This is a genomic window from Fibrobacter sp. (assembly GCF_017545445.1).
Classification (GTDB): domain Bacteria; phylum Fibrobacterota; class Fibrobacteria; order Fibrobacterales; family Fibrobacteraceae; genus Fibrobacter.
Genome location: NZ_JAFWOM010000036.1, coordinates 1 through 11485 on the forward strand (window position 1 = coordinate 1; position 11485 = coordinate 11485).

The window sequence follows — 11485 nt, forward strand, 5'->3', positions numbered from 1 at the left end:
ATCGTCATCATCATCGTCATCGTCGTCTTTGGGCTTAGGCTTGTTCCAGAACCCAAAAGTTCCCCTAATTTGCATTTGGAGCCCGCCCAAGTTCCATTTTGCTTTTTCTTCAGGGCCGCCGTCAACGATGTCCGAAAACATCTTGTTCGACTTTACGGAAATGGAACTGAACCCTATATCCCCATATAATTTAAAGTTATCCCAGCTAGCAAAAAGGTAACCCACGCTCACGCCAAACCCTGCGCCGAAAAGAGGCGTTTCCGCTTCAAGTTTGCCCCATGTCGTATAAATCTCTGTCCCTGGCAACACCCAGTACCACCGCAAAGCTATGCTGAAAAGTCCACCAGAACTGAGTGTGATAAAGTTTTTAGGCAAAGCAAAACGGTATTCGAGAAAAAGCGGAACTCCCTGAAGCGTGTATTCGTAACTGTGAGTACCGCTCTTGCGGTCGGTCAAAACGACCGATTCGTTGTCGTAGATAAAACCTATTCCCGCGCTGAGAAAATGGTCTTCCATGAACTGCCATTGAATTCCGGCGGTAATCGGGAAGCAAAAATTCACTTTTTGGAAATCTTGCTTGGCGACATTCAAGGATTCGGCGTTGTTGACAGCTTCGGCCTTAAAACCGTAATAAAGGGAATCTATCGCGTTTTGGAAATATTCGCGCTCGGTAAAGCTTAAAAAAGAAATGGAGGGCTGAACAAAGACAGACAAGATGGAATAATCGTGGTCCAGTTTTTCTTCACTGGCGGCAAAGGCGACTGTAGAAATCAGCAGTGCCATGGCTAGCGAGAAAAGTATATTTCTGGACTTGGACTTCATCCGACGCCTAGTTCACCATGCTTTTTTCTTCTTTCTGGAGGCGCTTCTTTTCAGCTTCCTTCTTCAAGCGAGCTTCGTAAGTTTCTTCGGCCTTGGCGATTTTGTCTTCGGCTTTTTTTACCCGCTTTTGCATTTCAGCGTCATCGGTCGATTCGTTTTGGGCGATAGCCAGATACTGCCTAGCCGATTCGAACTGGTCTAGGTCTGTGTAGGCATCCGAAATGAGGAACAGCACTTCCGAACGACGTTTGGCCTTCGGATACGTCTCCAAAAATTCCTTGAAGTATATGACGGCGGCTTGCGGCTTTTCCATGCGCAAGTAGAGGCGGCCCGTCTGGAATTCCTTTTCGGCCACACGATCCACGAGATTGTTGTAGTAATAGTTCACCGAATCACGGAGCGGCGTACTCGGGTGGTTCGCCAAATAGCGTTCAAAGTCCTTCATGGCGGTCATCGTGTTCGATTCGTCGCGATCAATCTTGTATTCCATGTTGTACGACGATACGGCCTTGCGGAATTCAGCGGTTTCAGCAAACGGGGACCCGGGGAAGTTCACGATAAAGCTCCCATATTCGCCACGAGCTTCAATCCACTGCTCCAGGTTGAAATGACTTTCGGCAATGAGGAACTGCGCTTGTTCCATATAGCCAGAACCTGCGCAGGTAGAAAGGATTTCTTCTAGCTTTTCGACGGTCCTGCCGTACTTTTTGGCTTTGAAGAGTTCTTCGGCATTTTCGTAACGATTCTTGCACCAGTCGGTGTGTGTTATTTTTTCGTTCGAGGTCGAAGAACAACCTGTCATAGTTGCCATATAAAGGAAAAATGGAATGAACAGGGTACACTTGCAAAATTTTTTCATTTTTTTTCTTTGGTTAATTCTAACTTTCACGCTGTAAAGTAGAAAAAAACGACTCTAGAGAAAAATGATTTTAGTCCGCTATGTCTTGAAAGAGCTTATTGCCCCGTTTTTGGCATCGCTCTTTGGCATTACTTTTTTGTTTGTAGTTGACTTTTTGGTCAAAATCTTGGACAATGTGTTGTCCAAGGGTTTGCCGGCATCTACCGTTGTCGAAATTTTTGTGCTGAACCTCGCGTGGATGCTTTCGCTTTCCATCCCGATGGCAGTACTCGTCGCAAGCCTCATGACGTTTGGGCGCATGTCCGGTGACCAAGAAATTACAGCGGTCAAGGCGGCAGGCATTTCGCCCTTGTCGCTCATGCGTCCGGTGCTGCTTGTAGCACTTCTGCTCTCGGTCCTGATGGTCGTGTTCAACAACTGGGTGCTCCCGGAGGCAAACCACCGCTCTGTTGAACTGATGAACGCGGTCTCGCGCAAGAAACCGCACGTGTTCGTTGATGCCGGACGTTTGATTACGCAGTTCCCTGGGGTGCAGCTCTGGGTGAACCGCATTGACCCTGTGTCTGGAACGTTGTACGGCATTCAGATCTTTGAAATGGAAAAGAAGGGCGCTCCGCGAATCGTCTATGCCGACAGTGCCACGATGGACTACGTCGATAACGGCGCCACGCTCATGCTCCGCCTCCGCAGCGGCGAGACGCACCTCGTCGATCCGGACGATGAAGACAACTACTTCCGCATCCGTTTTTTCTCGCAGGACCTAGCCATGCAGAACGTCGATGACCGTCTGGAGCGCCGCAGCCGCAGTTACAGGAGCGACCGCGAAATGCCGGTCGAAATGATGTGGGATGTGGTGACGGACGCTCGTGCCAAGTACGATACGGCTGCAGCACAAGCGAAAACCCGCCGTTTACCGACGCTACTTCGGATTCGAGAACTCACCGATGGCGACTCTATAGTCCCCATGGACGCACAACAAACCATGAAACTTGATTCCATACAGTTTATTCAAGGGCTCCGCAAAATCCGTACTCAGGAAACCGCCTCGCTCCGCACGACAGAACGCGTCTGGGGCCGCATGGAAACCGAACTCAAACGCGAAGCCCAATACATGGTCGAGATTCACAAGAAGTTCAGTACCGCATTTGCTTGTTTCATATTCATCTTGATTGGTGCCCCGCTTGGAATCATGGCCCGCAAGGGCGGCATCGGTACAGGCATCCTTTACAGTCTGGCATTTTTTGTCATCTACTGGATTTGCTTGATTGGTGGCGAAAACCTCGCAGACCGCCTTATCGTCTCCCCGGAACTTGCCATGTGGATTTCTAACATCATCATCGGTATCTTTGGAATTCTTCTCACACGTGCGATGATCCGTGACCGATTCTCTGGCGATTCCAAGATTAAACGATTCTTCAGAGCTGTGGGTCATTTCGTAGTCTTTAGGGCGATTGGCCGTTTCTTCAGAAAAATCGCGGAGTTGTTCTGATGAAGTTTTCTCGTTACCTTATTTGGAACTTTCTGAAGATGTTCCTCATCGTGATTTGCGGTGCGGTCCTTATTTTTGTAGTCATTGACTTTGTAGGTAACATCAAGACGTGGCTTGCCCGCGACATGAAGGCCGTGGGCGATTACTACTTGAGCTACCTCCCCTATATTCTCTACTTGATTACCCCGGTCGCCTTGTTTATTGCGGTCTTGGCCTCGGTGGGCAACATGGCGCGCCACCTTGAAATGAGCGCGATGCAGAGTTCCGGGCAGAGTCCGTTCAAGACGCTTTTGCCGATATTTTTCCTGGGCATACTCATGTCGATCGGCTCATACGAAATGAGCGAATATTGGCTCCCGGACGCAAACCACAAGCGTTTCGAAATCATGGAGACGAACGCCCAAAAACGCAAAAATCCGCGTATCAAGGAAAAGCAGGACTTTACCTTTATCGACAGCGAAAAGAGCAGCTGGTTTTTCAAGTACTATTCGGGAACAAATAAACTAGGGCGAGATGTCGTTCTACTCATCCGCGATCATGGACGCTTGGTTGAACGTTACGATGTCCGTGCAATCCGTTGGATTGAAAAAGACACCGTTACACATGATGGTTTCTGGAGATTCGAAAACGGTTACCACCGCGTATTCAACAAGGACGGATCGGTCAATGTGTTCCCCGTGAGGCATACAAGCATGAAGGGGAAAATAACGACACACCCGAACGACTTGATTAACGAACGGCAACTCGCCGACGAGATGGATTCCAAGATGGTCAAAGCGCGAATAGACGTGTTGCGTCGTTCCGGCGAAGAAACCCGTGCGATGGAGACCGCGCTCCAGTTTAAGTATTCGGCGCACTGGATGAACTTGATTGTGCTATTGATCGGGGCGGCCCTTTGCCACCGGTATAGCCGTTCTGGAGGGCTTTCCCAGAAATTCGGTGTTGGCCTCTTGCTCGTTTTTAGCTATTATATTCTTGAGAGGATTGGACTTAAAATGGGTGAAAACGGAGCATTGTCGCCATTCTGGGCGGCGTGGAACAGTCACTTCATTTATGCCGGTCTCGCGTTTGTCATGTTATATCGGTCTTTCCGCTTGTAGAGGGTTGTATGTCCGTATCTGAAATTTTGTTTGTTGTAGCCGGTGCTTTGCTAGGTCTTGCATTTCAAGGGGGGATGTTCCTTTTCCTTATTCCGTTTGCCGTTGTCGCTTTTTCGCTTGCCATCATGAACCGCCCGAGCCTTCCGAGTAACACGTCCGTTATTCCTGTAATCAAGAAGGGGGACAAGCGTTCAACAGCTCTTTCGCCGGTCGTCACTCCAGATATCCGCAATGAATTTATGAACACTGTCAAGGTCGAGTCGAACGAACCGAATTCTTCTCTCCGCGTGAACCAGGTCTGGGAACGCGCCAACTCGGATGTCGATAAGGCCTTTGGCGATATTCTGCGTTGCCTGAAGGTGCTAATGCCGCAGGCGAACACGCTGACCATCTTTACGAATGGCGGCAATGTAAATGAATTTCGTTTGAGAACGTTCCAGAGCGATTTTCCGAACATCATCGACATGGGTGCGAAGATTACCGAGAACATGGGAATTTTGAGCAAATTGCTTCGCCCCGAAGTGAACCGCATTTTGGAAGGGGATTTGCTTGTCGGGAAGCGCCTTCCGTATTACATTGAAAACCGTATGATCCGCTCGTTGGTGGGTGTCCCGCTGTTGGACCGCGACGGAAGAAGGCTTGGCGCACTGATGGTCGATTCGCTGCACCCGAACGCGTTTACGGATGCCGAAGCGCATGCCTTGATGTACATCTCGCAGGCAATGTACACCGTAAGCTTCAAGAGCTTTGTTTCTGCCCAGAATTACATCGAGCAACAGCAATTTAGCACGCTTTATCGTTACCAACGCAAGTTCTTCCAGACGATGTCCGTGAAGGATATTTACAAGCAGATGTTCGAATACGTCAAGGAGAACATGCCGTTCGACCGCTTGACGATTCTCGCTCTCGACGACCCGAAGAAGGGTGTGGGACATGTCGTTTACTGCGTCGGTATGGATTCCGAACAATTTACTAATAAGAAGTTTACTTTGTCAGACAAGGGCCTTTTTGTAATGCCCTTGATGAACAAGCGTCCTATATTACGCGTTTTCAATTCGGGATTCGCTGATTATGTGCCGCGCTTGAACGATTCTGAAAAACGCAATATGGAACTGCGTCAGTTGTTCGTAATGCCGGTGGCGTCGGAACCCGATTCCAAGGTGGCAGAACTTGCCATTTGCCTTGAAAGCAGATTCACCAACCGCTACCAGGATCACGAAAAGAAACTGCTCAAGGCGTTTGCGGGCGTGGCAGGTTTTGCTTATGCACGCGCATGCCAGTTCGAAAAAGGCAAAGACCTTGCGACACGCGACCCACTGACGGGACTCATGAACCGCGGAGCCTTGCGTGAATCGATGAGAACTGAAAAGATTCGTGCGGAACGCCAAAAGACGAATATCGGTGTGCTGATGATGGATATCGACCACTTTAAGAAGGTGAACGACACTTACGGCCACCCTGTGGGCGACCAAGTTATTAAGGGCATCGCCAATGTGATTAGCAATGAAATCCGTAAGGACATTGATATTGTCGGACGCTACGGCGGTGAAGAATTTGTCGTAGGTCTTGTCGATGTAACTCCGGAAGGCATGATCGAAACCGCTGAACGCATCCGCAAGTCGGTGGGCAAGCTGGAGTTCCCCATCCTCAAGCCGGAACCGCTCCGCGTGACGGTTAGCATCGGCGCGTACCTCGTGACTCCGGAATTTACGGACATGAAAAAAGCGGTCAGTAACGCGGACCAAGCACTTTACAAAGCAAAGGAAGGAGGCCGTAATCGCGTCGTGCAATTCGAAGATATTGAACCCGCCGCGGTGTGATGATAGTAGACGGTAGGCAGTAGACAGTAGGAAGTATTGCAAAATGAAAAGTCTTTTCTTGCTTGACGTTTCCGAAGTCGCTGTTATGTCATCCTTAGTGCAACGTGGAGAGACAACCTCAATCGGCGAGAGTCGCAGTCATAGTCATTCTCGACCGTTAGGGAGGGAATCCATACGGTTCTAATCGCTTTTTTATCAAGTCAAAGAGGTGAACTGACTTACAAAATGCTAAAGTCTAACGTCCATTGTCTACTGTTTACTAATCACTAACCACTAACCACTGCCTACTGTTTACTAACCACTAACCACAGCCTACTGCTTATGTTCACTGCTATTGACTGGATCGTCTTATTCGCTTACCTGCTCCTCTCACTTGCGATTGGACTCTGGGTTTCTCGCGGCAACAAGAACCTCAAGGAATACATGTTCGGTGGCGGCTCGATGCCGTGGGTGGCTGTGGGCATTAGCCTCATTGCGACTTCCGTGAGTGCAACGACGTTCTTGGGCGCGCCTGCCGATGTCTATGGCGACGATATGACGTTTTTGATGTTCCAGATCGGTGCCTTGCTCAGCATTTTTGTGGTGGGTTACATTTTTATACCGCGATTCCGCACGTCGGGCATTTCGAGCGCTTATGAACTTTTTGAAGTGCGTTTCGGGAGCAAGTCGGTGCGCCGCTTGGCAGCAATATTTTACTGTTTGCATTTGCTCCTCCGCACCGGAATTTTACTTTATGCACCTTCGCTAGTGCTGGCGCAGATTTTACACATCGACTTGAAACTTGCGATAATCGTTTCGGCTGCAGTCGCGATATTCTATACGTGGTTCGGCGGCATCAAGGCCGTCATTTGGACAGACGTGATGCAGTTCGTGGTGTTCTTCGGCGGCGGTGCGCTGGTGCTTTTGCTCATTGCAAATGCCGTGGGCGGCTTTGGGGAAATGGCGACACTCGCAAGCGAAGCCGGCAAGACGCGCTGGTGGAATCCGTCGATGGACGTTTCGAATGCACGCACGCTCATCTCGGCAGGTTTCGCGTATGCAATTCTTGAAATTGCAATTCGCGGTTGCGACCAACAGTTTGTACAACGTTACCTCAGCTGCAAGGACGTGAAGGCGGCCAACCGTTCGAGCATTCTTTCAATGGTACTTGGCTGTGCCGTTTCGATTCTCTTTTACTGGGTGGGCGCCGCACTTTACGTTTATTACAACGTATCAAAAGTCGCTACAGTTCCGGCGGGCATCGGGCAGAACGACGTTTTCCCGTACTTTATCGTAAACGGTCTCCCAGCCGGCGTAACGGGCTTGATTGTTGCAGCAATTTGCGCGGCAGCCATGAGCAGCCTTTCGGGTGCCATCAATTCACTCAGCAATACGTCTGAACGCGATTTCCTCGGCTGGGACGAATCTGCGGGAATGGGCGGACTCAAGCGCGCTAAAATCTGGACGGCGGTCTGGGGCGTACTCGGCGTGTTCTTTGCACTATTTGCCGCGACCCAGCAAGGGAGCCTCCTCAAAAGCGCCCTCTTCTTTACTGGCCTCTTTACCGGCCCGCTCCTTGGCATGTTCATCTTGGCTTTCTTCGTAAAAGAACTAAAAAGCTGGCAAGTGATTACTGCCGTACTTTGCGGCATGGCAAGCCTCGTCTTGATCCAGGGAATCCCTGCATTTGGCGTGCCCGCAGTTCTCGGAGGCGTTTTCAGCTGGCCGTGGATGCCGTTCATCAGCATGACAACGACAATAGTCATTGCCGTTATTTTGAAATTCGTGTCGCCTATTGTTTGCAAAAAACGCGCACGATAATAACCTATTTCGTATTCAGCATCCCATTTATTGTGTTAATTGTACTGCAAAATAAAGGCCCTTGAATAGCCTTCCTCCACTCAATGAGGAAAAACCTTATGCAATAATTTTATAAAATTATTAAATTGTCTAATATGAAGAAACTTTTTTCTAGAATTGCTCTGAGTTGTGCTTTGATTCCTGCACTTTTTGCAGGAACATCCATGGCTGCGGTAAATTTACCGGTACACAAAGAAGTCTTGGATAACGGACTTACGGTGCTTTTGTACCCCAACAAACAAGCCCCTACGGTAAGTTTTCGTTTGTTCTACGTAACAGGTTCCGTCCACGAAGTTCCAGGCAAGTCCGGACTCGCGCACATTCTGGAACACGAACTTTTCAAGGGCACAAAGAAAGTCGGCATCTCGGACAGCATCGCCGACGCCCAGTTCATTGCAACCCAAGATTCTTTGCAAGCGTTAATCCGCCCAGCAAAAATTGCAAACGATACTGCCTTGGTGAAAAAGCTCACTGCCGAACATGATTCCGTGCTGAACGAACACCGCAAGATTTTCGTCAAGGACGAACTCTGGGGCGCCTACCAAGCCGCAGGCGGAACCGGGCTCAACGCTTTTACGAGCGACCTCCTGACCGCTTACACGGTGACGCTCCCCAAGAACAAAATCGAACTTTTCATGTGGCTCGAATCTGACCGCATGCAGAACGCCGTGCTGCGTGAATTCTATTCGGAACGCTCCGTGGTCCGCGAAGAACGCCGCATGCGCTACGACGACCGCCCAACAGGCCGCTTTTACGAAACGCTCAACTCCATGATTTACGAAGCGTTCCCCTACCGCGTGCCGACCATCGGCTGGCCCAGCGACATCGAGAACCTCACCCGCGAACAAGCCGAAGAACATTACCGCAAGTACTACAAGCCGCGTAACGCAATCCTCGTGCTTGCAGGCGACCTCGACACGCTCGAAACGATGAAGATCGTCAAGAAGTACTTCGACCCGATCCCCACGGGCGACGCCTTCCCTCCCCTTACCGTGCGCGACCCGGAACAAGCCGGCGAAAAGCGCCTGATTGTCAAACGCAAGGACGCTCCGAACCTTTATACGCTCGTATTCAAAACCCCAGCCGTAGGCGACAGCACGCTCTACGCACTTGACATTGCGGAAGGAGTTTTGAACGGACGTTCCGGCAGGCTATACAAACGCCTCGTCGAAGAAGAAAAGCTCGCCGTCGGCGTCAGTGCAAGCAACAGCCCGAACAAGTACATCTCCGAATTCTCCGTCCGCGTGAACCTGCGCCCCGGAGCCAACCGCGACAAAGTCGAAAGCGTCGTGTGGGAAGAACTCGAAAAGCTCAAGAAAGAACAAGTGAGCGAACGCGAATTCCAGAAAGTGAAGAACCGCGCATACGCAGGGCTCATCCGCAGCTTGACCGACATGGAAAACGTGGCGACCATGCTCGGCTGGTACGAAATCTACGGCGATTACCGCATATTCCTCAACTGGGCCGACAACTTGGATAAAGTAAAAGCAGACGACGTGCAAGATGTCGCGAAGAAAACATTTGTCCGCGAAAAATCAACCGTCGGATTCCTCGTGAAAGAATAAAGTGATTTCGTCATCCTCGAAGCACGCGGAGGGGATTCATTATAAATCGAGCGACGCAGAAGCGCCGCTTTTTTTGTTATTCGCAAAACGCGTCCTCCAAGATGCTCTCGCCTCACTCGTCATCCTAGAGGCCAAAGGCCGATAGGATCCAGTGACTGTCCTTGAAAGAATCTCCTTACAAAGTTTCAATTTCTTCTTTGGTGAGATTGAATCTTTTTTCCAAAATTTCAATAGCAACACCGTCATCACGAAGCTGTTTTGCTATCGCTTTTTGAATTTTCTCGTCATGCTTTTTGAACGCATCAGAATCGTGCTGCTCAATATAATCCAGCACGACCTCGTTATCCCATCTAGCGTTCTTCATCATAAGATACTCCTGAAGCTTATCCCCCTTCAAATTAGATATTTGGGAAACAGAAATCAAGTGCTTGAACTTTGGGTTTTGGAGAGCAGGCGGGAGCTTTTTCAGTTGGCTTAACCTCGTATTTCCAACCAGGATAACCCTGCGACACGACCATCTGCCCAGCATAAAAAGCGAGCCTTTTCAGAAAATTAGTGAAAGGACGAATTTGAACTTCGATTTCTATAAAATTTCCAGAATCGTCAGTGCAGTGCAAATCGATAATATGTTTCAGCGTCTGGTTGTTATTGCACTAGTAAAACTAGATAATCCGAAAACATTTCACAACGATCAAGGCCAAAGGGCGTAGCAAAATTGTCAGCTACCCATTTTTCTGCGAACAAACAAGACGTCTCTAGTATAAGGCAATGCCAAAAGCAGACAGCATAAACGAAAAAAATCCTGACTCATTCTAGAGTCAGGATTTTTAGATTGCTTCGCTAAGCTCGCAATGACATGCAAGGTTCTATTGCGCAAGTATTTATACTTGCATAAGAGAACCGCAGCAGTCAAGACTCGAAGAGGAATGACATATAAAACGAGAGGTGCGGTCAAGCTAGCTTGCCCATGACCGAGTCGATAATCATGCGCTTGCGCAATGACGTAAAAAAAGAATTCTCACAAATGTGAGAATTCCTTAAAAGTAATGGATCCTATCGACCCTGCGGGTCTCCAGGATGACATGCGAAGTATTGATGACAGCCAAAGCGGCAGTCAAACAAATTACTTCTTGAGGCTCGGAACGCCACCGAAGTCAACGTTCGTCTTCTTGCCGAGCAAGAGGGCGCGAGTCTTGAGCGGGAGGCCGTAGCAGCGGATGAAGCCAGTAGCGTCCTTCTGGTCGTACATGTCAACGTCCGTAAAGCCACCGAGGCCCATGTCGTACAAGCTGTACGGGCTCTTGATGCCAGCCGGAATGATGTTGCCCTTGTAGAGCTTGAGAGTCACGTCACCGGTAACAACCTTGTTCACTTCGTTGAAGAAGGCGTCCATAGCCTGGCGGAGCGGAGTGAACCACTGGCCATTGTAGACAAGGTTTGCATAGGTCATAGACATCTTCTGGGCTTCGAACAAAGTTTCCTTGTCGAGCACGAGCTGCTGCAAGCATTCGTGAGCCTTGTAAAGGAGCGTGCCACCCGGAGTTTCATAAACACCGCGGCTCTTGAGGCCGACGAGGCGGTTTTCAACGATGTCCAAAAGACCGCAAGCGTTCTTGCCACCGATTTCGTTCAAGAATTCGAGGAGTTCGACAGCGCCCATCTTCTTGCCGTTGATAGCAACCGGATTGCCCTTTTCGAAGGAGATCGTCACGTGATCGGCCTTGTTCGGAGCCTTTTCATAAGTAGCGGTGTGCTTGAGGAATTCGTACTTGTGTTCCTGTTCCGGGAATTCCAAGACGCCACCTTCGTGAGAGAGGTGCCAGAGGTTACCGTCTTCAGAGTAAATCTTCTTCTTGCTGATGCCGTTGAGCGGAATCTTGTGAGCAGCGGCGTAGTCGATAGCGTCTTCGCGGCTGTGGAATGTCCAACGCGGGTCCTTCCACGGAGCGATGACTTCGAGCTTCGTGTTCAAGGCAGCGTAGGTGAGTTCG

10 protein-coding genes are annotated in these 11485 nt (G+C 49.7%); 5 read left to right on the forward strand and 5 right to left on the reverse strand.

Going from position 1 to position 11485, the window contains the following annotated elements:
- Both IKG78_RS04405 and bamD read right to left on the reverse strand, forming a co-directional pair.
- The coding region (locus tag IKG78_RS04405; protein WP_290939901.1) for a hypothetical protein at nt 1-783 on the reverse strand (783 nt) is incomplete at its 3' end.
- 46 nt (nt 784-829) lie between these two features.
- A complete protein-coding gene (bamD, locus tag IKG78_RS04410) occupies nt 830-1681 on the reverse strand; it encodes an outer membrane protein assembly factor BamD (RefSeq protein ID WP_290939904.1) in 852 nt (283 codons plus the stop codon).
- A gap of 64 nt (nt 1682-1745) precedes the next feature.
- Between bamD and IKG78_RS04415 the strand changes: the two genes are divergently transcribed.
- From IKG78_RS04415 to IKG78_RS04435, 5 genes are all read left to right on the forward strand, one after another.
- Complete coding sequence (locus tag IKG78_RS04415) at nt 1746-3170, forward strand: LptF/LptG family permease (protein ID WP_290939906.1); 1425 nt, start codon at nt 1746-1748, stop codon at nt 3168-3170.
- Complete coding sequence (locus tag IKG78_RS04420; protein WP_290939908.1) at nt 3170-4270, forward strand: LptF/LptG family permease; 1101 nt, start codon at nt 3170-3172, stop codon at nt 4268-4270. Before IKG78_RS04415 ends, IKG78_RS04420 begins: the two co-directional genes overlap by 1 nt.
- Before the next feature lie 8 nt (nt 4271-4278).
- Complete coding sequence (locus IKG78_RS04425; RefSeq protein WP_290939910.1) at nt 4279-6090, forward strand: diguanylate cyclase; 1812 nt, start codon at nt 4279-4281, stop codon at nt 6088-6090.
- A 321-nt stretch (nt 6091-6411) separates the two neighbouring features.
- Nucleotides 6412-7890: a sodium:solute symporter gene (locus tag IKG78_RS04430; protein WP_290939913.1), complete on the forward strand. Its 1479-nt coding sequence runs from the start codon at nt 6412-6414 to the stop codon at nt 7888-7890.
- A gap of 134 nt (nt 7891-8024) precedes the next feature.
- Nucleotides 8025-9494: a pitrilysin family protein gene (locus tag IKG78_RS04435; protein ID WP_290939917.1), complete on the forward strand. Its 1470-nt coding sequence runs from the start codon at nt 8025-8027 to the stop codon at nt 9492-9494.
- Nucleotides 9495-9669: 175 nt separating this feature from the next.
- On the opposite strand, the gene IKG78_RS04440 is transcribed toward IKG78_RS04435, so the two are convergent.
- The 3 genes from IKG78_RS04440 to IKG78_RS04450 form a co-directional block, all read right to left on the reverse strand.
- On the reverse strand, nt 9670-9861 hold the full coding sequence (locus IKG78_RS04440; protein ID WP_290939920.1) for a hypothetical protein: 192 nt from the start codon (nt 9859-9861) through the stop codon (nt 9670-9672).
- Between the two features lie 31 nt (nt 9862-9892).
- Nucleotides 9893-10129 carry a PD-(D/E)XK nuclease family transposase gene (locus tag IKG78_RS04445; protein ID WP_366074765.1) on the reverse strand — a complete coding sequence of 79 codons (237 nt, stop codon included), beginning with the start codon at nt 10127-10129 and terminating at the stop codon, nt 9893-9895.
- A gap of 488 nt (nt 10130-10617) precedes the next feature.
- Nucleotides 10618-11485 (reverse strand): argininosuccinate synthase domain-containing protein (locus IKG78_RS04450; RefSeq protein WP_290939923.1); only part of this gene is annotated, 868 nt, incomplete at its 5' end.